General features: G+C 39.1%; 24 protein-coding genes. 18 read left to right on the plus strand and 6 right to left on the minus strand.

Features of this window, described 5'->3' with window-relative positions; translation table 11 throughout:
• Positions 1-278 precede the first annotated feature (278 nt).
• From pgfM1 to K1I61_RS05735, 9 genes are all read left to right on the plus strand, one after another.
• Positions 279-3,242 (plus strand): glycosyltransferase PgfM1, encoded by a 2,964-nt coding sequence (gene pgfM1, locus K1I61_RS05695; RefSeq protein WP_223334157.1) that lies wholly within the window; start codon positions 279-281, stop codon positions 3,240-3,242.
• Between the two features lie 165 nt (positions 3,243-3,407).
• Positions 3,408-3,611, plus strand: coding sequence for a helix-turn-helix transcriptional regulator (locus K1I61_RS05700; RefSeq protein WP_000916944.1), 204 nt, complete (start codon positions 3,408-3,410; stop codon positions 3,609-3,611).
• Positions 3,611-3,814, plus strand: coding sequence for a hypothetical protein (locus K1I61_RS05705; protein ID WP_006154979.1), 204 nt, complete (start codon positions 3,611-3,613; stop codon positions 3,812-3,814). The genes K1I61_RS05700 and K1I61_RS05705 overlap by 1 nt, the downstream gene beginning before the upstream one ends.
• On the plus strand, positions 3,811-4,161 hold the full coding sequence (locus K1I61_RS05710) for a PspC domain-containing protein (protein WP_223334155.1): 351 nt from the start codon (positions 3,811-3,813) through the stop codon (positions 4,159-4,161). Before K1I61_RS05705 ends, K1I61_RS05710 begins: the two co-directional genes overlap by 4 nt.
• A 14-nt stretch (positions 4,162-4,175) precedes the next feature.
• Positions 4,176-4,877, plus strand: a complete 702-nt coding sequence (locus K1I61_RS05715) for a DUF3169 family protein (RefSeq protein ID WP_223334153.1) — start codon at positions 4,176-4,178, stop codon at positions 4,875-4,877.
• A 9-nt stretch (positions 4,878-4,886) separates the two neighbouring features.
• A complete protein-coding gene (locus K1I61_RS05720) occupies positions 4,887-5,528 on the plus strand; it encodes a CPBP family intramembrane glutamic endopeptidase (RefSeq protein WP_223334151.1) in 642 nt (213 codons plus the stop codon).
• An 18-nt stretch (positions 5,529-5,546) separates the two neighbouring features.
• Positions 5,547-5,762 carry a hypothetical protein gene (locus K1I61_RS05725; RefSeq protein WP_070678314.1) on the plus strand — a complete coding sequence of 72 codons (216 nt, stop codon included), beginning with the start codon at positions 5,547-5,549 and terminating at the stop codon, positions 5,760-5,762.
• Positions 5,763-5,899: 137 nt separating this feature from the next.
• Positions 5,900-7,663 carry an aspartate--tRNA ligase gene (gene aspS, locus K1I61_RS05730; protein ID WP_223334149.1) on the plus strand — a complete coding sequence of 588 codons (1,764 nt, stop codon included), beginning with the start codon at positions 5,900-5,902 and terminating at the stop codon, positions 7,661-7,663.
• Positions 7,641-8,582, plus strand: a complete 942-nt coding sequence (locus tag K1I61_RS05735) for a YitT family protein (protein ID WP_223334147.1) — start codon at positions 7,641-7,643, stop codon at positions 8,580-8,582. Before aspS ends, K1I61_RS05735 begins: the two co-directional genes overlap by 23 nt.
• 53 nt (positions 8,583-8,635) lie before the next feature.
• On the opposite strand, the gene K1I61_RS05740 is transcribed toward K1I61_RS05735, so the two are convergent.
• From K1I61_RS05740 to K1I61_RS05760, 5 genes are all read right to left on the minus strand, one after another.
• Positions 8,636-9,622, minus strand: a complete 987-nt coding sequence (locus K1I61_RS05740; RefSeq protein ID WP_223334145.1) for a LacI family DNA-binding transcriptional regulator — start codon at positions 9,620-9,622, stop codon at positions 8,636-8,638.
• 9 nt (positions 9,623-9,631) lie between these two features.
• Positions 9,632-10,432 (minus strand): DUF1189 domain-containing protein, encoded by an 801-nt coding sequence (locus K1I61_RS05745; RefSeq protein ID WP_223334144.1) that lies wholly within the window; start codon positions 10,430-10,432, stop codon positions 9,632-9,634.
• A 205-nt stretch (positions 10,433-10,637) separates the two neighbouring features.
• A complete protein-coding gene (locus K1I61_RS05750) occupies positions 10,638-11,480 on the minus strand; it encodes a sugar ABC transporter permease (RefSeq protein WP_006149195.1) in 843 nt (280 codons plus the stop codon).
• Between the two features lies 1 nt (position 11,481).
• Positions 11,482-12,771, minus strand: a complete 1,290-nt coding sequence (locus K1I61_RS05755; protein ID WP_004250464.1) for a carbohydrate ABC transporter permease — start codon at positions 12,769-12,771, stop codon at positions 11,482-11,484.
• Positions 12,772-12,894: 123 nt separating this feature from the next.
• On the minus strand, positions 12,895-14,163 hold the full coding sequence (locus K1I61_RS05760; RefSeq protein WP_036758174.1) for an extracellular solute-binding protein: 1,269 nt from the start codon (positions 14,161-14,163) through the stop codon (positions 12,895-12,897).
• Positions 14,164-14,579: 416 nt separating this feature from the next.
• On the opposite strand from K1I61_RS05760, the gene malQ reads away from it, so the two are divergent.
• The 7 genes from malQ (at position 14,580) to K1I61_RS09025 (ending at position 22,008) form a co-directional block, all read left to right on the plus strand.
• Complete coding sequence (gene malQ / locus K1I61_RS05765; RefSeq protein WP_223334142.1) at positions 14,580-16,097, plus strand: 4-alpha-glucanotransferase; 1,518 nt, start codon at positions 14,580-14,582, stop codon at positions 16,095-16,097.
• A 23-nt stretch (positions 16,098-16,120) separates the two neighbouring features.
• Positions 16,121-18,379 (plus strand): glycogen/starch/alpha-glucan family phosphorylase, encoded by a 2,259-nt coding sequence (gene glgP, locus K1I61_RS05770; RefSeq protein WP_223334140.1) that lies wholly within the window; start codon positions 16,121-16,123, stop codon positions 18,377-18,379.
• A gap of 354 nt (positions 18,380-18,733) precedes the next feature.
• The gene (locus K1I61_RS05775; RefSeq protein ID WP_070678341.1) at positions 18,734-19,630 is read left to right on the plus strand and encodes a helix-turn-helix domain-containing protein; all 897 of its coding nucleotides are present in this window, start codon (positions 18,734-18,736) and stop codon (positions 19,628-19,630) included.
• Positions 19,631-19,788: 158 nt separating this feature from the next.
• Positions 19,789-20,010: a hypothetical protein gene (locus tag K1I61_RS05780; protein ID WP_070678345.1), complete on the plus strand. Its 222-nt coding sequence runs from the start codon at positions 19,789-19,791 to the stop codon at positions 20,008-20,010.
• 41 nt (positions 20,011-20,051) lie between these two features.
• Entirely contained in the window at positions 20,052-20,876 is an 825-nt protein-coding gene (locus K1I61_RS05785) for an ABC transporter ATP-binding protein (RefSeq protein WP_223334138.1), read from the plus strand.
• A complete protein-coding gene (locus K1I61_RS05790; protein WP_070678351.1) occupies positions 20,869-21,618 on the plus strand; it encodes an ABC transporter permease in 750 nt (249 codons plus the stop codon). Before K1I61_RS05785 ends, K1I61_RS05790 begins: the two co-directional genes overlap by 8 nt.
• Before the next feature lie 183 nt (positions 21,619-21,801).
• Positions 21,802-22,008 (plus strand): hypothetical protein, encoded by a 207-nt coding sequence (locus tag K1I61_RS09025; protein ID WP_317627985.1) that lies wholly within the window; start codon positions 21,802-21,804, stop codon positions 22,006-22,008.
• A gap of 108 nt (positions 22,009-22,116) precedes the next feature.
• On the opposite strand, the gene K1I61_RS05795 is transcribed toward K1I61_RS09025, so the two are convergent.
• Complete coding sequence (locus K1I61_RS05795) at positions 22,117-22,965, minus strand: putative RNA methyltransferase (RefSeq protein WP_223334136.1); 849 nt, start codon at positions 22,963-22,965, stop codon at positions 22,117-22,119.
• A 151-nt stretch (positions 22,966-23,116) separates the two neighbouring features.
• Here K1I61_RS05795 and K1I61_RS05800 point away from each other — a divergent pair, with 151 nt between their 5' ends.
• Positions 23,117-23,395 carry a DUF6110 family protein gene (locus K1I61_RS05800; protein ID WP_000910903.1) on the plus strand — a complete coding sequence of 93 codons (279 nt, stop codon included), beginning with the start codon at positions 23,117-23,119 and terminating at the stop codon, positions 23,393-23,395.
• 1 nt (position 23,396) lies between these two features.
• Positions 23,397-25,457: a heavy metal translocating P-type ATPase gene (locus tag K1I61_RS05805; protein ID WP_223334134.1), complete on the plus strand. Its 2,061-nt coding sequence runs from the start codon at positions 23,397-23,399 to the stop codon at positions 25,455-25,457.
• Positions 25,458-25,479: the final 22 nt, after the last annotated feature.

Below are 25,479 nucleotides of genomic sequence, written 5' to 3' on the forward strand. Positions count from 1 at the left end.
AGCCTAGTACTTGTATTGGCTGGTGTGGTAATCATGTCAGGAACAGTTGTTATGAAACGTAAATTTACTAAATAATATTAGATAAGTTTCTTTAGAGAGGAGAGAGCATTGCTCTCTCCTTTTTTAAATGTTAAAATGATGGCGTAGTAGATACCTATCCTTCCCTTTTCAAGGGGAAACCCCACTTATCACGAAGTCACAAAGCCAATATTATAATACTAGCTAACGTAGCCGGTAGCAAACAGAAGTTGGTTAAAAACATAGAGGAGAAATCAATAATGGAAAATTGGTTGACACAATGGCAGAAATTAAAGGAAAAATATCCGAAGGGTGTCCTTTATGTCAGTAGTGCCTTGCTACCGATGACCATCATGCTGGTGGTATGGTTTTTCATGGGGAGTTATCCTTTTGGAAATAAAAGTTTAATGACCGTTGTCTTTGATCAGCAGTACATTAGTTTTTATGGATTGCTAAAGAATTCCATTCTATCTGGTGATTTAAGTAGTCTGACATATTCCTTTACTAAATCTATAGGTGGAGATATGATTGGTGAGTTGGGCTATTATTTGATGAGCCCTTTCAATGTTATTTATGTTCTGCTGCCTTTAAAATATATAGGATTGTCTGTTTTTCTAACGATCTGGCTCAGATATGGTACCTTTGGACTTTCCTTTGCTCATCTCTTAATTAAACGTTATAAGGGTGCAGAGTCAAAACGATGGATGGTTCCCTTGTTTGCGACAGCTTATGCCCTGTCTGGTATGTTGGTATCCTACCAGATGAATGTTATCTTTTATGATGCCATGTTCATGCTTCCTCTTGTCATCCTATATCTAGAGCAGTTATTAGATGGCAAAGCGGCTTATCCATATGCCTTTGTACTAGGCTTAACGGTATTCCTTCAATTTTATATGGGCTATATGATATCGCTATTTGTCGTTTTGTATGCCTGCTATTATCTTTCGCCTCGTTTTTCTATTGAGGGGACATGGAAAGTAAAACTCAAACATTACGTCCAACCCTTATGGGATGTATTTCTCTACTCTATCCTAGGGGTTGCGGCTGCTTCAATATTATTAGTTCCAGTATTTTTCAACTTGATTGAAAGTAAGGGACAAGCAGGAGGAGCCATGATATTTTCCATGGCCTTTCAGATTAATCCCTTAGACATTTTATCCAAACTAACTATCGGGGGCTTTGATGCGCAATCAGGTTGGGCAGCTGGACCAAACCTGCCAAATATCTATATTGGAGCTCTCGGGTTTATCGGCTTTATCTTGTACTTTTTATCAAGAAAGATAATCAAAGAAAGAAGATGGGCTGCGGGAGTGGTTACTCTCATCTTCTTTACTTCCTTTGTAAATGAATTTGTGAGTAAGATTTGGCATATGGGACAAAACCCTGCGGGATTTTTCTTCCGTTTTTCATGGTTATTCTCTTTCTTCATGCTACTTCTAGCCTATCAAGCATTAAAAGAGAAATTTAAAATCTCTCGCCGAGGGAAATTGCTATCAGTTGTAGCCCTAGTCTTATCAGCAATCTACCTCTATACTAAAGACTTTACCTATCTGCCAAAAAAACAACCTGAGGCTCTAACTCTGTTTATCAATAGCCATTTTATTGCTATTGTGATACTGGTTGTATCAGCTACAGCTACAGGATTTTATCTATACTGGAAACGCTCTGCCAAGTCCCAGAAAGAAAAGGAAAGGGTATTGGTGATTGCGGCTGGAACTGTAGTGGTATTGCTGTTATTATTACAAACAGGTTATCTCTTTTCTCGTGTGGTCTTAACTCTACTCATTTACTTAGCTGTACTGGCCTTGCTACGTCCAGGAATGATTCGCTTAGCTGTTATCTTGTTATCAACTCTGACAGTATTTGAGCTAGGCTACAATGCCTATCTATCACAAGTGACCTTTAGTTATGCAAATGTTGATGAATTTGTGGACGGAACGCTCTCGGTTAAACGTGTGACGGATAAAATCCAAGAAAACGCAGCTCAGCCTTTCTATAGAATTGCAACGACCTTTGCCTATTCTCGAACAACTCCATCTCTGATAGGTTATCCAGGTTTGAGTACTTTTAGTTCAAATTTGGAGAGGGCTACTATGAATCACTTTGCCTATATGGGTGATCAAGCGGGCGATGAAGCAATAGAATATGAAAATGGAACTCCTCTAACAGATGCCTTATACGGTGTTCGCTACTATATGGATGTCAAAGACCTGGATCCTACTGAGAAAGAAGCTCATCCTGAGAGAATGTATTTCACACGTTTTGCCAGTCGTTTTGATATGAACCGTTACTTTACAGAGAAAGTCTATGAAGATGAACGATATCTTGTTTATAAAAATCCTAATTCATTCCCGATTGCTTTTGGAGTAAATGAATTGGTTACAAATTTACAACTTGACTTCAATAATGCTGTAAAAAACCAAAATAACATCCTCAACTCTATGGAGGGTATTGAAAAAGGCCAGGAAAATTACCTCGACTACTTCAAACCCCTAGCCTACGGAGATGTTGAAACAGAGAATCTTACTGAGGAAAATGTCGACAAAGAAAAAGGAACTGCAGTTTACAAGCGGGTGGATTCTTCTAAGGATGCAATCGTTCGCTACCGAATTACTCCGCGAACAAATTTGACCTATTATTTCTTCGTGCCAGCAAGTCTAAATTCAGAGAAAGATTACTCCGTCCTTCTGAACGGCAAGTGGTTCACTCATTCTAAGAGAAATACGCAACGTCAACTATGGCAAATCGCTGACAATGCAGAAAATCAAGAGTCTGTACTGGAGTTCCGCTTTAAAACAGATAAGGTTGACCTTTCAAATGCAGGAGTTTACCGCGCAGAAATCAGTCAAATTCAAAGTGCTTTAGAAAAGCGGAAGGAACAAGGTCTACAAGTTGAGAAATTCTCGAATACTCATATCGTCGGTTCAGTGAATATTACTGACGACAGTAAATACATGATGACCTCTATTCCTTATAGTGAGGGTTGGAAGGTGAAAGTGGATGGTAAGCATGTCCCTGTGACAAAAGTATGGAACAGCTTTATTTCCTTCCCGATTACTTCCGGACAACACAAAGTAGAATTTGTCTTCTCCCAAAAAGGAAGGGTTACAGGTGCTGTATTGACTCTCATCAGTCTAACAACGCTTTATATTGTCAGAAGAGATTATAAAAAGGATGATAAAAACCAGCTGAAAGAAAGTCAAGACGCTCCATCAGCCGAGTAAGCAATCTTTTATCAACTATAAAAAAAAATACGGTCAGGATACCATTCCTGACTGTTTTCTTTTACAAAATGACAAAAATCTTAAACTTTTTGACAAATATGCTTGTCAAAAATAAAAAGATGTGTTACAATGAAATCAAGATAAAGAACAAAGGAGAAAAAAGACATGCTAAAAAATCGTCTAAAAGAGCTTCGGGCTCGCGATGGCCTGAATCAAACAGAACTGGCCAAACTAGCAGGCGTGTCCAGGCAGACCATCAGTTTGCTAGAACGGGATGAGTACACTCCATCCATCGTTATTGCCCTGAAGATTGCTCAGATATTCCATGAGCCGGTCGAGTCGGTCTTTCGCTTAGAGGAGGATGAGTGATGAACAAGTATAAAGTGATTTATTATCTATCTATAGTCGTGTTTATCGTAAATCTTTTGGCTATGATCGGAAGCCTATTTGGTTGGTTTACAATTGTTGAAAGTAAATACCTCTTCTGGATTAATATAGTGCTACTATTAGTCTTTAGATGGGTAGAGAAAAAAATAAAGTTTAAAGAGATCCTAAAAGGAGAAAAGTTATGAAAGAGTTTTTAGCAGGTTTTCAAGTCGATACTGAACACAAAGAACTTGCCGGTGTTTGTGCAGGTTTAGGAAATTATTTTAACATTCAAGCCAATATCGTTCGTTTGGTGACAGTCTTGTTGTTTCTCTCTTCTACAGAGATTGGTATTTTAACAGTTACAGCCTATGCTTATCTAGCAGGTTGGCTTGGGAATGAACCCTTGGGGGATGGAGCAAAAAAAGCTAGAAACCAAGCTATTCTCTTACTTGCTGTTTGCTTGCTTTTGGTGTCACTTGGAACAGAAGGCTTGACCGCTATTTTTGAATCAGGTAAAACCTTTGGTCAGTGGTTGTCTGGCTTGTTTTAGAAAGAGGTTGAAATATGGAAAAGAAAGATATCATTTTTGCACTGAAGATTATTATTGCAGGAGTTTTATTAGGAATATTTACTGGATTCCTTGGTGTTAATCCTTTAGGGATCACTCAAGCTCAAGTAGTCGTTGCCTTGAAATCATTCTTTCTTGGTTTAGGGATGCTTACGGTGATTCTAACCTTTTATTTCATTAGAAAAAGCCATCAGGCTTATCAGAGTTATCAAAGAGAAGAAGAGGACGAAGAAAACGAACAAGACTACCTTGCCATGTATCGTTTCTTAGATTATGGTACAGTAGCTTGGAATGTTTGCCAAATTAGTATGCTATCCTGTCTACTTATAGATTTGGGAGCTTTAGGCCCATCAGTAGCATCCTTGCTTTTGATAGTTTTAGGTATCTGGGCAGGTGTGTACTGTCTCAAAATCACTAGCAAGATTCGTAACTACAAACTTTCTATTATGGCAACTCCCAAGGAAGTTTTAGACTACCTCGATACTTATGATGAGGGAGAAAAACAGGCTGAAATGGAAGAAGCTTACTTGATCTTGTTCAAGGTCAATCAGCTCCTCATTCCTGGTATCTACGTTGTCTTAGTAGTTCTATCAATGGTATTAGGACAAGTACAGTTGGTTGCTCTGCTGGTGGCAGTTGTTATTCATATGTACATGAATGTGGCACAATTGCGCAAAACAAAACGTTATTTCAAATAGGAGAATATTATGAAAACACTTAAAAATATCGGCTGGTATAGCCTTGCCTTCTTATCATTTCTTATGGTCTATAGTTTTATTCAGGGCGTAGGTTTAGCCGCCTTGATATTGGGAGCACCTAGCTACGTTGCTGTCCCTGTTTATGTCTTATTAGCAGGAATCTTCACCTTCGTTACCTACAAGTGGTATAAGACAGGAACTGTTACAATAGAAAAAACGGCCCTTAACAAATACATCTGGCTACCAGCTTTGGTATGGGTCCTTGTCATTGTTGCAGAAAACTTTTTACCACATGATCCATCAGTCAATCAAAAGATGGTAGAAGAATTGACTCATAATCAACCTCTTTTCTCTTTCTTTATGGTGGTTGTCTTTGCACCTCTGACAGAAGAGTTAACATTTAGAGGTATGTTAGCTCGCTTTGTCTTCCCTCAGCAAGATAACATCAAGCAAACAGCTCTCTTTCTTCTTGTAAGTAGTCTCATTTTTGCTCTTGTTCATTTTCCTGGAACTCCACTACAGTTCCTAGTTTATGCTTCACTTGGATTTAGCATGGGCTTGGCTTATATCAGTAAAGGTGGTTTGGCTTATAGTATAGCCCTACATGCTTTGAATAATTTAATCGCATTTTTAATGATAGTCATGCTATAATAGACTCAGGAGGAAATCATGAAACGAGTACTATTATTAGCAGTGATTCAGGCTGTATTTCTCTTCTTTGTCATCGGCCTACTTGTCTATTTCATTAAGGGGGATTTCTTTTATAACAATCTAGCGGTTATCTTTGCTCCTATCGCAGGAGTGATACGATTTGCGACGGCTTATGTGACAGAAATTGTCCTTCCAAAGAAGACAGAAGAGATTGCTGAAAAGCGTAAAAAATAAAGAAAGCCTAAATCCAGCGAATGACTTTGCTGGATTTTTTCATTTATAAGAGGAAACTCTCAACTTTTCTGATGATTTTCATGAAGAGCCTGCGCTTTTATGGTAAAATAGTAACAGAATACAAGAGGAGAGAAAACATGAAACGTAGTATGTATGCTGGTCGTGTTCGTGAGGAGCACATCGGACAAGAAATTACCTTGAAAGGATGGGTTGCCCGTCGCCGTGACTTGGGTGGATTGATCTTCATCGACCTTCGTGACCGTGAAGGGATCATGCAGTTAGTTATCAACCCTGAAAAAGTTTCTGCAGAGGTGATGGCAACAGCTGAAAGCCTTCGTAGTGAATTTGTCATCGAGGTTACTGGTCAGGTTGCAGCACGTGAGCAGGCAAATGATAAACTGGCAACCGGAGCGGTTGAACTGAATGTAACGGCTCTTACTGTGCTTAATACAGCCAAAACAACACCATTTGAAATCAAGGATGGCATTGAAGCAAACGATGATACGCGTCTACGTTACCGTTACCTTGACCTTCGTCGTCCAGAGATGTTGGAAAACCTTAAGCTTCGTGCCAAGGTAACACATTCTATCCGCAACTACTTGGACGAGTTGGAATTTATCGATGTGGAAACGCCATTCCTTTCTAAGTCAACACCAGAAGGGGCGCGTGACTATTTGGTGCCATCTCGTGTTAATAAAGGGCATTTTTACGCTCTTCCTCAAAGTCCGCAGATTACAAAACAGTTGTTGATGAATGCTGGATTTGACCGTTACTACCAAATCGTCAAATGTTTCCGTGATGAGGACTTGCGTGGTGACCGTCAGCCTGAATTTACCCAGGTCGACTTGGAAACTTCATTCCTGACTGAGCAAGAAATCCAAGATATCACAGAAGGCTTGATTGCGCGCGTGATGAAGGAAACAAAAGGGATTGAAGTAACGCTGCCATTCCCTCGTATGAAGTATGATGATGCCATGGCTCTTTATGGTTCTGACAAGCCTGATACTCGTTTTGACATGTTGCTTCAGGACTTGACAGAAGTGGTCAAAGGTGTAGACTTTAAAGTCTTTTCAGAAGCACCTGCCGTTAAAGCTATTGTGGTCAAAGGTGCAGCAGACAACTACTCACGTAAAGACATCGACAAAATGACAGAAGTAGCCAAGCAGTATGGTGCTAAAGGCCTTGCTTGGGTTAAGGTTGTTGATGGTGAATTAAACGGACCAGTTGCTAAATTCTTGACTAGCATTCAAGGCGATTTAACAAGTGCGCTTAGTCTTGAAGATAAAGACTTGGTTCTCTTTGTGGCTGATACGCTTGAAGTAGCCAATGCAACACTTGGTGCCCTTCGTGGACGTATTGCCAAAGAGCTTGGCTTGATTGATAACGACAAATTTAACTTCCTCTGGGTAGTTGACTGGCCAATGTTTGAATGGTCTGAAGAAGAAGGTCGCTATATGAGTGCCCACCATCCATTTACGCTTCCTCAAGCAGATACTGCGCATGAGCTTGAAGGAGATTTGGCTAAGGTTCGTGCTATTGCCTACGATATCGTCTTGAACGGTTATGAGCTTGGCGGTGGTAGCCTTCGTATCAACCAAAAAGAACTCCAAGAACGCATGTTCAAGGCCCTAGGATTCTCAGTTGAAGAAGCTAATGACCAGTTTGGATTCCTTTTGGAAGCCATGGACTATGGATTCCCACCACACGGTGGCTTGGCTATCGGACTTGACCGCTTTGTAATGCTCTTAGCAGGCGAAGAAAATATCCGTGAAGTGATTGCCTTTCCTAAGAACAACAAAGCAACTGACCCAATGACCCAAGCACCATCAACAGTAGCTCTTAAACAATTAGAGGAACTCAATCTACAAGTAGAACAAGATGAAACAAACGAAACTAACTAAAAAGTGGCACTATTATTTGCGCCGCTTTGCTCACCGAGTGAAGATTTTGCGTGTTTTGCAAAGTATCTCCCGAGAAAAATACGATGAAAAAATTTCAGCTTCTCTAGTATATGGTTTTCTATCAGCAGTAGCCGTCAATTTTTTCTTCCAACCAGGGCACGTTTATTCAAGTGGAGCAACAGGTTTGGCTCAGATTATTTCTGCGCTTAGTAATCACTTGTTTGGCTTTTATTTCCCAATTTCTGTAGCTTTCTATTGTATCAATATACCACTCATGATTTTAGCTTGGCGCCAGATTGGACATAAGTTTACGATATTTACCTTTATCACGGTATCCATGAGCTCGCTCTTTATCCAGTTTGTGCCAGTGGTGGTACTGACAGAGGATCCAATCATCAATGCTCTTTTTGGGGGAGTCGTCATGGGACTGGGAATTGGTTTTGCTTTACGCCATAACATCTCCAGTGGTGGAACAGATATTGTCAGTCTTACCATTCGTAAGAAGACAGGTCGTAACGTTGGTAGCATCTCCTTCCTAGTGAACGGGACAATTATGCTGATTGCTGGTTTGACCTTTGGTTGGAAATATGCCCTCTATTCTATGATTACCATCTTTGTCTCAAGCCGTGTGACAGATGCAGTTTTCACCAAACAAAAACGCATGCAGGCTATGATCGTCACTAGCAATCCTGACGCAGTGATTGAGAAAATCCATCATAAATTGCACCGTGGTGCGACCATGATTCACGATGCGGAAGGGACCTATAACCATGAGCGTAAGGCGGTTTTGATTACGGTTATCACTCGTGCAGAGTTTAATGATTTTAAACTAATCATGAAACAAGTTGATCCGACAGCCTTTGTATCTGTCTCAGAAAATGTCCATATTCTTGGACGATTTGTCGAAGTTGAAAACTAGTTGTTCAGGTAAATAGAATACAAAAAAACCAACTCAAAATAGAGAGTTGGTTTTTATTTTTCAACGATTTCGTGTGCAATCAACTGGCGGTAACAAATTTGTTTGTTGTTTTTAGCATCATCGATGATCTGGAGAATAGTTTCAAAGGAAACACGACCAAGCTCCAAACTATTGATATCGACATAGGCCGCCAAGTTGAGCTTGGGATTGACTGAGTCGAAGCTGAGGACAGGGACATCCAGTTGGTGTTTTGCGATGTAATCACAGACCCCTGCAGCAAGGAGACTATCAATGGTAATAATAGCGTCAATATTTGGATTGTGTTTGAAGAGAAGTCTACTAAAGCGATAACCATTATCTTCAAGAAATTCAGTAGCAAAGTAAGTCAGATTACTATCAAGAGGCAGATTGTGTTCTTGAAGTGCTTGCTCGTAACCTGTCAGACGGTCTAGTGTTACGAAGAGTTTCTTGGTACCACCAATGAAAGCAATGCGACTACAACCTTTTTTGATGAAATATTCGGTCGCATCAAATCCGGCTTGGATGTTATCATTATCAACAAGCGGAATGAAAGGAGAAAGTGATTTTCCAAGAATGAGGAAGGGGAATTGCTCCTCGACAACCAGTTGCACCAAGGGGTCGTTTTCTTGAGCGTACAAGAAGATAAGCCCATCCACACGTTTTCCGTAGACCATTTGTGAAATGGCGTTTAAACGCTCTTTTTCATCTTTACCAGTCGCAATCTGAATGGCATAGTGATTTTCCGAGGCAACCTGTGCAATCCCTCTAAGAACAGAAGGGAAGAAAGGGTTTTGGTAGAAAACATCTGAATCATCTGGAAGGACTAAGCCAATAACTTGCGTATAACTGCTAACAAGACTTCGAGCATTAAGATTAGGATGATAATTGAGCTCTTTCATTGCTTTTCGAACTCGTTTTTTGGTTTCGTCACTAATCGTTGATTTGTTTTGAATAACACGGGTTACGGTTGAAGGAGAAACTCCTGCAGCTTTGGCCACGTCTTTAATCGTAACAGGCATAATAATCTCCTACTTTTTGTAGTCTGGATCACGATAATGAGTCTTATAAAAGATAGTGACCAGATATAGAACAAATAAAATGTTTTGAACAGTGATCAAAGTTGCCATATTCTGCCCCAAAAGACCTAGAATCATGGTCAGTAAAGTTGGTAATCCTAAACAGTTCAAAATAAAATGGTAGCACTCTTTATAGGTCTTAAATGAGAAGAGACGAGATTTTTTCGTGAAGTAGAGCAGAAGGCTAGCACCTAGAGCTACAATGAAAAAATTAAGGCCAAAGAGGAAACTAGCACCTAAGACCAGGAAGAGGCTGATGTAGACACGATTCTGTTGATACCAGTCTTTTGAAATAGCCTGAGTCAAGCTTTCCTTGCTTTGGAAACTATCCGTTGTGATAGCGTGATAGCGAATGCTGGTTAGTTCTTTTCCTTGCTTACTGATGACGAGTTGCTCAGGTTCAAAGCTAAGAAGTAATTCTTCAGGGAAACTTGAACTAGCAGTAGCCCCGATTTGTACAGAAGCTTGATGAGGAGTCGAACCAGTATAGCTTAGTTTACCATCTACAATCTGAGCATTGGTAGCCAGATCCTGAACAACTTCATCGGTCAAAGGAGTATAGACATCATCGATGAAAGTTTCTAAAGGATAGGTTTCCTGAGAGCTATTCTGAATGGCGATGGGCACCATAGACAAGCTAATCAAGAAAATACTGGTAAAAATCAGTTGAAACCAGTTTAGACCAAAACGATGAGATAGGGGCTTACGAAATCCCCAAATACTATTAAAATAAGAAAATGGATATGGTAACATAAATCTCTTTCTATAGGCATTTTTCTATACGAGTATTATATAGAGAAATGTTTTTTATTTCAAGCGGGGATAGTAGAATCCTTGATAAAAGTGAATGATTGTTATGATTCGTCCACTAACTAACAAGGTAATCTCAGCAAGCTCTTGTTTCTCACCAGACAATCGATGTACAAGTTCAAAAATGAAAAAGGGTGGCGGGGGTATACTACCCCTTGTCGCCACCGCTTGTAAGTCCTGAAACGAAGTTCTTTTGCAAGAAGAAGAAAAGTGTACAGATTGGAAGAGCGATGAGGATAGCACCTGCTGAGAAGTAGGCGATCTTCAAGTTCTTCGCATTGCTGACGAAGGTTTGGAGACCAACGGCAACTGTATAGTATTCTTTTTCACGAAGCAAGAAACTAGAGAGGATATAGTCTCCGAAAGGTCCCATGAAGGCCCAGAGTGCTTGTACAGCAACCATTGGGCGAACAAGAGGGAGAACGATTTGCCAAAAGCGGCGGAAGTGTCCTGCACCATCTAGTTTTGCAGACTCATCAAGAGACATTGGCACGGTGTCAAAGTAACCTTTCATCAACCAAGCATTCATCGGGATACCTCCACCAACGTAGAGGAAGATGAGGAACCAGCTTTGGTTAAGGGCGTTCAACATGAGGGCCATAACGAAGAAGGCAGTCAAAGCGGCCATTGTTGGCACCATTTGGATAATCAAGAAGAAGACCAAACTTTGTTTACGAGCCAAGAAGTTGTAACGGCTATAGGCATAACCAGCAAGTACGATAATACTTGTCTGAACAACCATAGTGATCAAAGCGATGATCAAAGTGTTGAGGTACCATGTGCCGTACAAGGTTTCAGTAAAGAGCCCTTTGAAGTTATCAAGACTGAAATTGACATTGCTGTCGAGCTTGAAGGCCACAACGTTACCGGCCTTAAAGGCTGACATAATCGTGATTAAAAGAGGATAGATAATAACGATTGAAAGTCCAATTAAGTAAAGATAAGTAAGGGTTTGAGTCAGTCTACGTTTGATTCTGATTGAGTTATTCATCTTAGACGTCCTCCATATCAAATGCGTGTAGTTTCTTGAATGCAATCATAGAAATAGAGATGACAATGATTGAAATAATCAAGGTAACTGCAGCTGCCATAGAGTATTGAGGAGCTGTACCAGTTGTCAGACGGTAGATCCATGAGATCAAGATATCGGTTGAACCAGCTCCACCACCGACACTACCAGGACCACCACCATTGAAGAGGTACATGATAGAGAAGTTGTTGAAGTTGAAGGTGTATTGGCTAATCAAAGTAGGCGCCGCAACAGCCAAAATCATTGGGAAAGTGATGTTGCGGAATTTTTGCCAAGCGTTTGCACCGTCGATATAAGCTGCTTCATACAAGTCATTTGGAATAGACTGTAAGATACCGAGAGTCAAGACGTAGATATAAGGGAAACCAAGCCATCCTTGCATCATAATCAAGGCAATTTTAGTCCAAGTTGGATTTGTCTTCCAAGGGATAAGAACGCCATCTAAGAAAGGAAGAACCTTAGCAAAAAGTGGCAAAACTTGAGTATTGATAGCACCAACACTATCATTGAACATGTTTGAGAATGTCAAGATAGTGATGAAGGCTGGAACCGCCCAAGGTAGAAGGAAGATAACACCAAAGATACGTTTACCCTTGATGAATGGTTGGTTAGCAATAATAGCTGTAAAGATACCGAGTACGATTTGCAAAGTAGATGCAGATAAAGCCCAGATAATAGTCCAAGAAAGAACAGAACCGAAGGCTGAACGGAAGGTACTCAAGCTCCAGATATTTGTGAAGTTAGTCAATCCAACCCAATCCAATAATTTATTTGGTGGTAAGTGTTGGAAATCGTAGTTAGTAAAGGCAATCATCAAGGTTACAATAACCGGGAAGATGATGGCAAATGTCATGGCAACGTAAGATGGAATGATAAGCAAGTAAGGGAATCCATTTTCGTAGATACCTTTAATCATATCCTTAAGTGTCAATGGGACAGGGATGCCATTATTGATACGTTTTGCAATAGTGTGAGCGTCTTTAATATTGAGAATATAAAAGGCTAGATAAACAATTACAAAAATAGAGTGGAATGCACCACGAATCAACATGAAGAGAGAGTTGTCACGGCCAGGTTTTTCACCAAGCGTGATTAAGTTGCTCAATTCAGGTGCTGCAAGTACTATAAAATAGAGGACAAAAGCCACTGTTACAGCAAGGAAGATAAAACCTTTAGCTTTTTGTTTGTTGTAGATTTGTCCCAACCCAGGAATCAATGAAAGCAAGGCTGCTTTTTTTGGTTGTTGTTCCATGAGTGCTCCTTTCATAAGATACGAGCATTGAGCTCGATGCTAATCAGCAAAATTGCTGAAAACATTGTCAATATATCTAAAAATCAAGGGAGATGTTTAAATTATCTCCCTTGAATCAATCAATTAGTTACCAAATTTTTGTTGGATTGTTTCTTTGATCAATGTTACAGCATCATTAGCAGCTGTTTTAGCATCTTTCTTACCACTTACAGCTTCAAAGAGCATTGTTTTAGCTGGATCCCAAACTGTTGACATTTGAGAGATGTTTGGCATTGGTTGTGCGTTCTTGAACTGCTCGATAACAGCTGTAGTCAACTCATCGTTTTTACCTTCAGCATAAGCACGAGCTTCAGTGTTAGCTGGGATTTCGTTAGTAGCATCGTAGAATGCTTTTTGTTGTTCAGTTGAAACAAGGAAGTCTACAAATTTTTGAGCGCCTTCAAGATTCTTAGTGCTTGATGGGATGATCCAAGCTTTACCACCACCAAAGGCTGCGTAGTTTTTACCGTTTGGAAGAGTTGGGATAGTTGCAACACCGTAGTTTACTTTAGCATCTTTGAATGCTTGAGCTTTCCAAGGACCATCGATGATAGCAGCTGTTTTACCTTCTTGGAATTGAGTTTGGATCAAGTTTCCAGCACCTTCAGTATCTTGCATACCTTTAGGCCATTTTTCGTACCAAGTTTTAGCGTATTCGATACCTGCGATAGCACCATCGTTAGCAAGACCGATATCTTTAGGATCTTTACCGTTGTCACCAAATACGTAAGCTCCGTTACCAGCAAGAAGTCCGTATGCATAGTAGAAGTTAGTCCAGTCAGCTAGGAAAGCAGTAGTTTTACCTTCTTCACCAGCGAAAGCGTATTTGCTATCTTTAGCAAGGTTTTCTAAGTCAGCAAATGTTTTTGGAGCTTCTTTAATCAAGTCTTTGTTGTAGTATAGAACAAGTGACTCAATAACAGCTGGAGCACCGTAAACTTTACCACCAACAGTTACAAGAGATTTAGTAGTGTCATCAGTTTTAGCACCGTCGCTCAAAGTTACTTCTGAAAGTTGTCCGTCAGTACCAAGGCTACCTACACGGTCGTATGGAGCCATCATAACGTCAGCGGCTTGACCTGATTGGTTGTCAAGTGAAAGTTTGTCAAGTCCACCAAGTTGGTCACCAGATTTGATGTTAACTTTTGTTCCTGATTCTTTTTCATAAGCAGCAGCAACTTTCTCAGCGTAAGCTTTATATTGGTCTTCAACGTAGAAAGTAATTTCTTTGCTTCCTGATGCAGAAGAATCAGCGGCTTTATCAGCAGTTTTGCTTCCGCAAGCTACCAAAAGCAAGCTAGCAAGAGTAGCAGTACCAAGTACAGCAGCGCTCTTCATGAATTTAGTTGACATAGTGTATTCCTCCTAAAGAATAACAAATTTTAATTTCGAGGAAACGCAAACGTTTTCCCTTATGACCTTAGTATAGCACAAACAGAAAACGGTTGCAAGCGTTTTTTTGAAAAAAATTTAAAAAACTTATGACTGGCTAATTCGCAAAATTGTCTGTATAATAGAAGAGAAATAGGAAATCGTGTAAATTTCAATTCAAAAATAATTGAAGGGAAACGCTTGCATAAATAGAAGACGAAATAAATGGAGGGGGAAAATTAAAATATAGGGAATTTCCGATTTCGGAAATAAAAAGTAGAGAAAAAGTTTTTTTTACAAACGCTTGCATTTATTTTAGAAATGGGGTATACTTGACTTAGCGCAAACGTTTGCGCAAAATTGAAATAATTAACAATATAAACACTTGAGGTGCTAATATGAAAAAACGTCAAAGCGGTGTGTTGATGCACATCTCATCACTTCCAGGAGCATACGGAATCGGATCATTTGGTCAAAGCGCTTATGATTTCGTTGACTTCTTGGTTCGTACAAAGCAACGCTACTGGCAAATCCTTCCTTTGGGAACAACTAGCTATGGAGATTCTCCATACCAATCATTCTCAGCCTTTGCTGGAAACACTCATTTTATCGATCTTGATATTTTGGTAGAGCAAGGCTTATTAGAAGCAGGTGATCTTGAGGGAGTAGACTTCGGTAGCAATCCAACTGAAGTTGACTACGCTAAAATTTACTATGCACGTCGTCCCCTTCTAGAAAAAGCAGTCAAACGTTTCCTTGAAGTTGGAGATGTGAAAGACTTCGAAAGATTTGCTCAAGACAACCAATCATGGCTTGAACTTTTTGCAGAGTATATGGCTATTAAAGAGCATTTTGATAATCTTGCTTGGACAGAATGGCCAGATGCAGATGCTCGTGCTCGTAAAGCTTCAACTCTTGAAAGCTACCGTGAGAAATTAGCTGATAAGCTTGTTTACCACCGCGTAACCCAATACCTTTTCTTCCAACAATGGTTGAAATTGAAAGCATACGCTAATGAGAATCACATCGAGATTGTCGGAGATATGCCTATCTATGTAGCGGAAGATTCAAGCGACATGTGGGCAAATCCACACCTCTTTAAAACAGATGAAAATGGGAAAGCAACTTGCATCGCAGGTTGCCCACCAGATGAATTCTCTGCTACTGGTCAGCTCTGGGGTAACCCAATCTATGACTGGGAAGCTATGGACAAAGATGGCTACAAATGGTGGATTGAACGCTTGCGTGAAAGCTTCAAAATCTACGATATCGTTCGTATCGACCACTTCCGTGGATTTGAGTCTTACTGGGAAATTCCTGCTGGTTCTGAAACAGCAGCACCTGGTAAATGGGTGAAAGGTCCTGACTACAAACTCTTTGCAGCGGTTAAAGAGGAACTTGGTGACTTGAACATCATCGCAGAGGACCTTGGATTCATGACTGACGAAGTTATTGAACTACGTGAACGCACTGGCTTCCCAGGAATGAAAGTCCTTCAATTTGCCTTCAACCCAGAGCACGAAAGTATCGACAGCCCACACTTGGCACCAGCCAACTCAGTTATGTACACAGGAACACACGATAACAACACTGTTCTTGGTTGGTATCGTAATGAAATCGACGATCCAACTCGTGAGTACATGGCACGTTATACAAATCGCAAGGAATATGAAACAGTAGTACATGCTATGCTTCGTACAGCCTTCTCATCAGTAAGCTTTATGACTATCGCTACTATGCAAGATTTGCTAGAGTTGGATGGTTCAGCTCGTATGAACTTCCCATCTACTCTTGGTGGAAACTGGTCATGGCGTATGACAGAGGATCAATTGACTCCTGCTGTCGAAGAAACTTTGCTTGACTTGACTACAATTTATCGCCGAATCAATGAAAATTTGGTAGAATTAAAGAAATAAGACATTATCAGGAGACACAAAAAATGTTACCATTAAAAGAATTTGTACAAAATCGTTACAATAAATCTATCGCAGAATGTAGCAACGAAGAGCTTTACCTTGCTCTTCTTAACTACAGCAAACTTGCAAGCAGCCAAAAACCAGTCAACACTGGTAAGAAAAAAGTTTACTATATCTCAGCTGAGTTCTTGATTGGTAAACTCTTGTCTAACAACTTGATTAACCTTGGTCTTTATGACGAGGTTAAAAAAGAACTTGCTGACGCAGGTAAAGAGTTGATCGAAATCGAAGAAGTAGAGTTGGAACCATCACTTGGTAATGGTGGTTTGGGACGTTTGGCAGCCTGCTTTATCGACTCAATCGCTACACTTGGTTTGAACGGTGACGGTGTTGGTTTGAACTACCACTTTGGTCTTTTCCAACAAGTGCTTAAAAACAACCAACAAGAAACAATTCCTAACGCTTGGTTGACTGACCAAAACTGGTTGGTTCGTTCAAGCCGTAGCTACCAAGTACCATTTGCACACTTCACATTGACATCTACTCTTTACGATATCGATGTACCTGGTTACAAAACAGCTACGAAAAACCGCTTGCGTTTGTTTGACTTGGATTCAGTTGATTCATCTATCATTGAAGATGGCATTAACTTTGATAAGACAGACATCGCTCGCAACTTGACTCTTTTCCTTTACCCAGACGATAGCGACAAACAAGGTGAATTACTCCGTATCTTCCAACAATACTTCATGGTTTCAAACGGTGCTCAATTGATCATCGATGAAGCAATCGAAAAAGGAAGCAACTTGCATGACCTTGCTGACTACGCAGTTGTACAAATCAACGATACTCACCCATCAATGGTGATTCCTGAATTGATCCGTCTTTTGACTGAACGTGGTATCGAACTTGATGAAGCAATCTCTATCGTTCGTAGCATGACTGCCTACACTAACCACACAATCCTTGCTGAAGCCCTTGAAAAATGGCCTCTTGAATTCTTGGAAGAAGTGGTTCCTCACTTGGTACCAATCATCAAAGAATTGGACCGTCGTGTTAAAGCAGAATACAAAGACCCAGCTGTTCAAATCATCGATGAGAGCGGACGTGTTCACATGGCTCACATGGATATCCACTACGGATACAGCGTAAACGGGGTTGCGGCTCTTCACACTGAAATCTTGAAGAACTCAGAGTTGAAAGCTTTCTACGACATCTACCCAGAAAAATTCAACAACAAAACAAACGGTATCACATTCCGTCGTTGGCTCATGCATGCTAACCCAAGCTTGTCTCACTACTTGGATGAGATCCTTGGACGCGAATGGCACCATGAAGCTTCTAAATTAGAAGACCTTCTTTCATACGAAGACAAGGCTGCTGTCAAAGAAAAATTGGAAAGCATCAAAGCTCACAACAAACGTAAATTGGCTCGTCACTTGAAAGAACACCAAGGTGTGGAAATCAATACTAACTCTATCTTTGATATCCAAATCAAACGTCTTCACGAGTACAAACGTCAACAAATGAACGCTTTGTATGTCATCCACAAATATCTTGACATCAAGGCTGGTAACATCCCTGCTCGTCCAATCACAGTATTCTTTGGTGGTAAAGCAGCTCCTGCCTACACAATCGCTCAAGACATCATCCACTTGATCCTTTGCTTGTCAGAAGTGATTGCTAACGACCCAGCAGTAGCTCCACACTTGCAAGTCGTAATGGTTGAAAACTACAACGTTACTGCAGCAAGCTTCTTGATCCCAGCATGTGACATCTCAGAACAAATCTCACTTGCTTCTAAAGAAGCTTCAGGTACTGGTAACATGAAATTCATGTTGAACGGAGCTTTGACTCTTGGTACTATGGACGGTGCTAACGTGGAAATCGCTGAGTTGGTTGGAGACGAAAACATCTACATCTTTGGTGAAGATTCAGAAACTGTTATCGATCTTTACGCAAAATCAGCTTACAAATCAAGCGAATTCTACGCTCGTAAAGCGATCAAACCACTGGTTGACTTTATCGTGAGCGACACTGTTCTTGCAGTTGGTAAGAAAGAACGCTTGGAACGTCTTTACAATGAATTGATCAACAAAGATTGGTTCATGACTCTTCTTGACTTGGAAGACTACATCAAAGTGAAAGAGCAAATGCTTGCTGACTACGAAGACCGTGACGCATGGTTGGATAAAGTCATCGTTAACATTTCTAAAGCAGGATTCTTCTCATCTGACCGTACAATCGCTCAGTATAACGAAGATATCTGGCACTTGAACTAATACTCTTCGAAAATCTCTTCAAACCGCGTCAACGTCGCCTTGCCGTACTCAAGTACAGCCTGCGGCTAGTTTCCTAGTTTGCTCTTTGATTTTCATTGAGTATAAGATACGAAATTTTATAGTTATTACACTACCTAGCAAAAAAGCGAGTTTCAATTGAAACTCGCTTTTTTTGAATACTTGAGTAGAGATAGACCTCAGATACTATATTAAAATTGGTCAGTTATATAGAGTGGTGGCTTAAAACTATTCCTTATCATTATTTTTATCTGAAAATTGTAAGAAAGTATGTTAAAATAGGAACATATACAAGTAATTGTTTGAATATCATATTAGAATTTGAAGAGGTGCATTATGAGTAATTTAGAGATTGGGAAACGAATTCGTACCTTACGGACTGAAAAGGGATTGAGTAGGGAAGCCTTTTGTGGAGATGAAAAAGAACTGACTGTTCGTCAGTTGGGGCGAATTGAAACAGGAAATAATTTGCCCAGTTTAGCCAAACTAGATTATATAGCTGGAGTGCTAGGAGTTCCAATATCTCAGTTAATTGATGAACGATTGCTAATCGTTCCCAAAGAGTATCTAAAACTAAAAACAAAATTGATTCGTCAATCTATTCATGGAGATGAAGAAAAAATCCGCCAACGTGAGGCTATCTTTGAAGATATTCAAGAACGTTTTTATGACCAACTTCCTGAGGATGAGCAAGTAGCAGTTGAAGTTCTACAAGCCATTGATGATGTGTATGTTTCTGAAAACGCTGAATTTGGAGAAGGTTTAATTGAGGAATATTTTGAACAAACAATGTTACGAACAGAATATTCGACAAATGATCTACTGATATTGTACTTATATTTTTTATCTCTAGCTGTTAATTCAGAACGAGATGAAATAACTTTAAAAAAAGTTTGTTTAAATATTGTATCTCAAACAAACTATGATGATACAAACTATGTTCACTTGCTTCAAAGGGTGCTAATAGGTTTAGTACTTTATCAGCTTGACATTAATTATCATGAATTTATTCCTGAAATATTGAGTATTTTAAGAGAAATTATGATTGAAATCGGAGATACTAGTTTAAAACCAACTGTAGACTTCATTGAAGCAAAATATTACTTATACGGAGAAAAAGATAAAGAAAAAGCCCTACAATACTATGAAAAAGCTATTAACGGAGCAGAATTTTTGAATGATATGAATTTTAAAAATCGAGTGATAGAGGAAAAAAATAAGGATTTTCCATAATTTCAATTTAAAAACAGGACATAAATGTCAGTGGACATAAATGTCCTGTTTTTTTACTCTCATAAGGGATATACTGTTATTGTAAATAAGTTAAGAGAATCGCAATGCTAGAATCATTTCTATTTAACAGGATGTAGATTAGCAGGCGGGAGGAAACTATGGTAAAAACAATTGACTATTATATGGATGAAAAGTTTGTCAAGAAGGACTATCTGATTATCAAAAATAGTCTAGATAGCAGACGCCTATGTAAAGTAACACTTGATGAGAAGCTACTAAAATTAGTTCTCTTGCTTCCAAATGAAATGAGAGAAATCAAAATGGATTCTAACTTAAAGCCTAGAATTAGAGTTATTGACATAACCGATGGTAGTGAGTGAAGTTTCTAAAATAGAAATTAAAATTAGAAAGAGGTAATAAAATGATTAAGGTAGAAAGAGTTACAAAGCGATTTGGAGATAATATTGCTTTAAATCAAATTAGTTTTTCCATATACGAAGGAGAAATTTTTGGATTCCTAGGTCCATCTGGTTCAGGGAAGACAACAATGATCAATATTCTGACAGGACATCTACAGGCTAACAGCGGAAAGACAGAATTATTAGGAAAAGATTCTCAAAAATTACTTCCGTCAGATTTTGAAGAGTTAGGTTTAGTAGGTGACACAAGTGGTTATTACGAAAAATTAAGTTTGTACAATAACTTGTTACTGTTTGCAAGACTATACGGAATTTCAAAATCTAGAATTGAAGAAATTCTAAAACAAGTTGGTCTGTATGATAGTAAAGACACTCCAGCTGAGAAACTTTCTACAGGAATGCGTCAACGAATGCTTTTAGCTCGTGCTTTAATCAATGACCCTAAAGTTCTATTTTTAGATGAACCTACAAGTGGGTTAGATCCCACCACCTCAAAAAAGATTCATAAATTACTACAGGAGTTAAAGGAAAGAGGAACAACCATTTTCTTAACTACTCATGATATGAATGAGGCGACTTTATTATGTGATAACCTAGCTCTTTTGAATAAAGGCGATCTTATTGAACAAGGAAGCCCAAGCGAAATTATACAAAAATACAACACGGAAAAAAAGGTTGCAGTAACCTATAGTGACTCTACTAAAAAAGTAGTGCGCTTCGAAGACTTGCAGCAAGAAGATTATAAAAAAATGATGACGATTCACTCATGTGAACCAACTTTAGAAGATATTTTTATTAAATTGACAGGAGAAAAATTAGATGTTTAAGAGAATTTTAGCCCTTATCTGGTTGAGGACACAAGTATTATTAACAAACAAAAACACTTTGGTACAGGTAGTATTCCCATTCTTTCTTGTTCTACTCTTCCAAAATTTTATGAATACAGATGGCACTCAAGGGAAAACACTATTGTTCAGTTCTTTAACAATGGCATTCTCATTTTCTTCTGGATCAATGATTTCAAACTCTATTGCAGAGGAGAAAGAAAAAAGAATTTTTAAAACTCTTATCTTAAGCGGAGTTCGCCGTGGAGAATATCTTGTTTCCGTTTTGTTTTATCCTGTAATCTTTGCCTTGACTTCAGTTATTTCTTTCCCTATTATGGTTGAAGTGGATTTCGCAAAAGATTATCCTGTATACCTTGTAGTAGCTTCTCTGGTAGCATTATGTACAATCCTCTTAAATTTAGTGATCGGATCTATTTCAGAGACACAAACTCAGGCTCAGGTTTATGGTTTGATTCCAATGCTTGGCCTCTCATTCTTGCCGATGTTTTCTCAAGTTAGCTCAGAGGTCAAGAAATTTATGGATACAACCTTCTTAGGAGTTTATGTAGATTTCTTTAATAAACCAGATTTCAAGTTGAATTTTGACAGTTTGGGGATCACTTTTGCTTGGGTTGTAGCATTACTTGCTCTTAGTTATTGGGGTTTGAAAAATAAAAAAAGAGTACAGTTTGGAAAACTAACAATCGCTAAACTTCATAAACTAACTTTTTTTAAAGCTTAGTGTTTAGTCCCTATAACCTAGTCTTACGGATGGGGTATAGCGTCAGACAAAAAACCAGCACTTAACAATGCTGGTTTTACTACCTTTAAGCCTCAGGTTTTTCTTAGTTGTTACCTCAAATTTCTTGTATTCGTTTACATACAGTATTATAATAGTAATGTGGTAAAGAAAGAGGGTGTTTTTATGTGGAAAAAATATTTTTCAAAATATAAATGGACTGATTTATTTTGGATTCTTCTTGTAATTTGGTCATGCCTTTATACGGGTAATAGTTCTTCGTTTCCACTGACTCATCAAGAAATCTCTTTTCATGGATGTTGTTATGGGGCATCACTTGCCTTATATCACTTGCTATTTATTGATAAATTTGTCATTTCAAATCGAAAATAAATAGAGAGGTCATAATTTTTTATACTTTTCGGAAAGACAGTGAAAAAACGTGTTTTAAACCCGCATCTCAAGAAGAGGTGCGGGCTTGGTTTTATCTCATAAACTAGTTCACAGTGCTTTCCCAACCAGAATCTCTGCTTCGATAGTAATCTCAGTTAACTGACTCCAATCAATCTTGCTTTGGTCGACATGAAAGAGCAGGGGAGTCATGCTGAGTAAGGCTTGGCGTTGCTCTGCTGTGATAGACTTGGTCAAGGAAGCAATCTGACTAGATTGGATGCTGAAGTGTTCTTGGAAGTGTTCTTTGATATCTTGGTTTGAATAATCCTTCTTAGTCAGCTGATCCTGTACCATCTGACGGATTTCCTTGAGGTGGTTTTCAGTAGGAATGACCTTGATTAAGATGCCGTCCTTTGATAAGACTCGTCGGAATTCTCCGTAGTTGGCAGGTGAGAAGATATCAAGTAGGATATCCATGCTGGCATCTTTTATAGGAAGACGAGCCAGGTCACCGACAAACCAATTGACCGCCCAGTTGGGTTCGCTTTTGGCAGCAATCTGGATCGAGTCTTTCGAGATGTCAAAGGCGTAAAAGGTTTTTTCAGGGTGCACTTCTTGGAGTTTGCGAGAGTAGAAGCCTTCGCCACAGCCAATGTCCAAGATGGTTTTTGCGGATGGATTAGTGGCTAGTATGTCTGAGATACCTTCTAAGATAGTCTGATAAAAGCCAGCTTCTAGGATTTGCTGGCGATTCTGAAAGTTTTCCTTGTCGTAGTTGGCAGATTGCTTGATTTGTGGAGCTAGATTGACATAACCGAATTTTGCCAGGTCAAAAGAATGGCGATGATCACACTTGAGACTAGACTCTACCAAGGTCAGATTTTCTTGGCAGATAGGGCAGGCAAAGGCACTAGCAGAAGCAAAGCGCTGGAGTTTGGGTTTGAGGTTTGTATTCATAGTTTAAGTGTATCAAAAGAGGCAAATGAAAGCAACTTTAGGAATAAGTAGATGGGAGATTCAGTAGAAATGAAACTAATTCTCCAATTTATAGAATGAAATTGCTTTTATATCTAAATTGCTTTATAATAATGATAAGGAGGAAATAAGTATGTTAAAAGAAGTATTAAGCGTCGCAAAAGTTGCGAAAAAATCATCACTCTTTTTGGGTGGTGTCGCATTTGGTACCCTTGGTTTGAAAATCTTGGCAAGTAAGGAAGCTAAAAAAGGTTATTCTAAAGCTTTGGCTAAGGCTTACAAGTTGAAAGACGAACTAGATGCATCTGTTTCTGTTGTGAAGCAACATGGAGACGATGTCTTGCAAGATGCCAAATATTTGTACGAGCAAGAGAAAAAAGAAGAGCAATTAGATAGCCTTATAGGTGAATAATATGTCTTTTAAAGTGCTACATAAAGGATACCAACATATCCGACTATCATCTTCTTTTTCACTCACCTTGGATATTCAAGACTATCTTCGTTCCTTGGCGAGAGATGAAAAGGGGATTGAGTCTATCCAGTTTTACATGGATCAACAGCACTTTACTCTACGTATAAAAGAAGGCTTTTCTGTATTAGATAATGCAGAAGCCTTTTTAAAAAGAATTGATAAAGGAAAAGTTTCTGAGTTGATGACTCTTCCCATTCGTAGAGAAGAGAGTGCTTATTCTATTGTTTCAGGTGCAGCGATTAAGCGTATGATTTTTCGTAGTTTTGTGCCGTATCCTATTCGCTATATATGGACTTGTTATCAGGCTTTGGGTTATATCAGAGAAGCCTATCAAACACTAGCGCGTAAGGAACTAACGATGGAAGTCTTGGACTGTTCGGCGATTTTATTGTCCTTGTTTATGAGCCAATCCAAGACAGCTAGCAATATCATGTTTATGCTTGATTTGGGGAATCGTTTAGATCAGTGGTCTTTGAAAAAAACTGCAACAGATTTAGAACAAAGCCTTCTTGCAAAAGAGAGCGACGTATTCTTAGTACAGGGGGATACGGTTGTTAGTATCAAGAGTTCCGATGTTCAAATAGGAGATGTCTTGATCTTATCTCAAGGAAATGAAATTCTGTTTGATGGACAAGTGGTTTCAGGTTTAGGTATGGTCAACGAAAGTTCCTTGACGGGAGAGAGTTTTCCAATTGAAAAAAGAGAGTCTGATTTGGTTTGTGCAAATACAGTATTAGAAACTGGAGAGTTGCACATTCGTGTAACCGATAATCAGATGAACAGCCGTATTTTACAGCTGATTGAGTTGATGAAGAAATCTGAAGAAAACAAGAAAACGAAACAACGCTATTTCATCAAGATGGCGGATAAGGTCGTCAAATATAATTTCTTGGGGGCTGGGCTGACTTACCTATTGACAGGTTCTTTTTCTAAGGCTATTTCTTTCCTATTGGTCGATTTCTCCTGCGCTTTGAAAATCTCTACTCCTGTAGCTTATTTGACAGCTATCAAGGAGGGGTTGAACCGTGAAATGGTGATTAAGGATGGAGATGTTCTGGAGAAATACCTGGAAGTTGATACCTTCTTATTTGATAAGACTGGGACAATCACAACTAGCTATCCTATAGTTGAAAAGGTGTTACCTTTTGGAGATTATAGTGAGGAAGAAATCTTAAGAATCAGTGCCTGTCTTGAGGAACACATCTATCATCCTATCGCTAATGCCATCGTCAATCAAGCTGAGATAGAGGGGATTGAACATGAGGAAATGCATGGGAAACTCCAATATATCGCAAGTAAGGGGATCAAATCTCATATAGATGGGCAACCAGTTCTTATTGGGAATTATGTTTTGATGCAGGATGAGCAAATTCATATCAGTTCAGAACAAAATGCTTTAATTGAAGAGTACAAGAGTCACTACAATCTCTTATTCTTGGCTTATCAGAATGAATTGATTGGAATGTTCTGCATTCATACTCCTTTGAGAAAAGAAGCAAAAGCAGCCTTGGAAAAACTTAAGGCACAAGGGAAAAAATTGATTCTGGCAACAGGGGACACCTTGGTTAGAACAGAGGAATTAGTCAAAGATTTGCCCTTTGATCAGGTCTATACAGACTTGAAACCTGATGGAAAATTTGAGTTAGTAGAGGAACTGCAGAAAGCAGGTCACACTATTTTGATGGTTGGAGATGGCTTGAATGACTCAGCGGCTCTAACCCTATCAGATATCGGTGTGGTGATGAATGAGAGTGCAGATATTTCTAAGCAGATGAGCGATATCTTATTGTTAGATAATCGTTTGGATTTCTTCCAAGAGTTGGATTCGCTATCATCATCTTTGCAAACACTCATCAAGAAGAATATTCAAGATACCGTTGTCGTAAATAGTAGTTTGATTGGCTTTGGCTTGTTTAATTGGCTCAGTCCTTCAAATCTCTCTATCTTACATAATCTAACAACCTTACGTATTGTACTGCGTAGCCTGTCTATTAAGGGATAGGTGGGGGACTATTAACAGCAAA

It is taken from the genome of Streptococcus infantis, assembly GCF_019929665.1.
GTDB classification, from domain to species: domain Bacteria; phylum Bacillota; class Bacilli; order Lactobacillales; family Streptococcaceae; genus Streptococcus; species Streptococcus infantis_H.

Excerpts from the sequence above, each read along its gene's own strand:
- K1I61_RS05725 (WP_070678314.1), top strand. The coding sequence starts at position 5,547 with ATGAAACGAGTACTATTATTAGCAGTGATTCAGGCTGTATTTCTCTTC.
- K1I61_RS05760 (WP_036758174.1), bottom strand. The coding sequence starts at position 14,163 with ATGTCAACTAAATTCATGAAGAGCGCTGCTGTACTTGGTACTGCTACT.
- aspS (WP_223334149.1), top strand. The coding sequence starts at position 5,900 with ATGAAACGTAGTATGTATGCTGGTCGTGTTCGTGAGGAGCACATCGGA.
- K1I61_RS05790 (WP_070678351.1), top strand. The coding sequence starts at position 20,869 with ATGTTTAAGAGAATTTTAGCCCTTATCTGGTTGAGGACACAAGTATTA.
- K1I61_RS05750 (WP_006149195.1), bottom strand. The coding sequence starts at position 11,480 with ATGAATAACTCAATCAGAATCAAACGTAGACTGACTCAAACCCTTACT.
- K1I61_RS05705 (WP_006154979.1), top strand. The coding sequence starts at position 3,611 with ATGAACAAGTATAAAGTGATTTATTATCTATCTATAGTCGTGTTTATC.
- K1I61_RS05795 (WP_223334136.1), bottom strand. The coding sequence starts at position 22,965 with ATGAATACAAACCTCAAACCCAAACTCCAGCGCTTTGCTTCTGCTAGT.
- K1I61_RS05755 (WP_004250464.1), bottom strand. The coding sequence starts at position 12,771 with ATGGAACAACAACCAAAAAAAGCAGCCTTGCTTTCATTGATTCCTGGG.
- K1I61_RS05805 (WP_223334134.1), top strand. The coding sequence starts at position 23,397 with ATGTCTTTTAAAGTGCTACATAAAGGATACCAACATATCCGACTATCA.
- glgP (WP_223334140.1), top strand. The coding sequence starts at position 16,121 with ATGTTACCATTAAAAGAATTTGTACAAAATCGTTACAATAAATCTATC.
- K1I61_RS09025 (WP_317627985.1), top strand. The coding sequence starts at position 21,802 with ATGTGGAAAAAATATTTTTCAAAATATAAATGGACTGATTTATTTTGG.
- K1I61_RS05710 (WP_223334155.1), top strand. The coding sequence starts at position 3,811 with ATGAAAGAGTTTTTAGCAGGTTTTCAAGTCGATACTGAACACAAAGAA.
- K1I61_RS05780 (WP_070678345.1), top strand. The coding sequence starts at position 19,789 with ATGGTAAAAACAATTGACTATTATATGGATGAAAAGTTTGTCAAGAAG.
- K1I61_RS05700 (WP_000916944.1), top strand. The coding sequence starts at position 3,408 with ATGCTAAAAAATCGTCTAAAAGAGCTTCGGGCTCGCGATGGCCTGAAT.
- K1I61_RS05720 (WP_223334151.1), top strand. The coding sequence starts at position 4,887 with ATGAAAACACTTAAAAATATCGGCTGGTATAGCCTTGCCTTCTTATCA.
- K1I61_RS05735 (WP_223334147.1), top strand. The coding sequence starts at position 7,641 with ATGAAACAAACGAAACTAACTAAAAAGTGGCACTATTATTTGCGCCGC.
- K1I61_RS05785 (WP_223334138.1), top strand. The coding sequence starts at position 20,052 with ATGATTAAGGTAGAAAGAGTTACAAAGCGATTTGGAGATAATATTGCT.
- pgfM1 (WP_223334157.1), top strand. The coding sequence starts at position 279 with ATGGAAAATTGGTTGACACAATGGCAGAAATTAAAGGAAAAATATCCG.
- malQ (WP_223334142.1), top strand. The coding sequence starts at position 14,580 with ATGAAAAAACGTCAAAGCGGTGTGTTGATGCACATCTCATCACTTCCA.
- K1I61_RS05800 (WP_000910903.1), top strand. The coding sequence starts at position 23,117 with ATGTTAAAAGAAGTATTAAGCGTCGCAAAAGTTGCGAAAAAATCATCA.
- K1I61_RS05715 (WP_223334153.1), top strand. The coding sequence starts at position 4,176 with ATGGAAAAGAAAGATATCATTTTTGCACTGAAGATTATTATTGCAGGA.
- K1I61_RS05775 (WP_070678341.1), top strand. The coding sequence starts at position 18,734 with ATGAGTAATTTAGAGATTGGGAAACGAATTCGTACCTTACGGACTGAA.
- K1I61_RS05740 (WP_223334145.1), bottom strand. The coding sequence starts at position 9,622 with ATGCCTGTTACGATTAAAGACGTGGCCAAAGCTGCAGGAGTTTCTCCT.
- K1I61_RS05745 (WP_223334144.1), bottom strand. The coding sequence starts at position 10,432 with ATGTTACCATATCCATTTTCTTATTTTAATAGTATTTGGGGATTTCGT.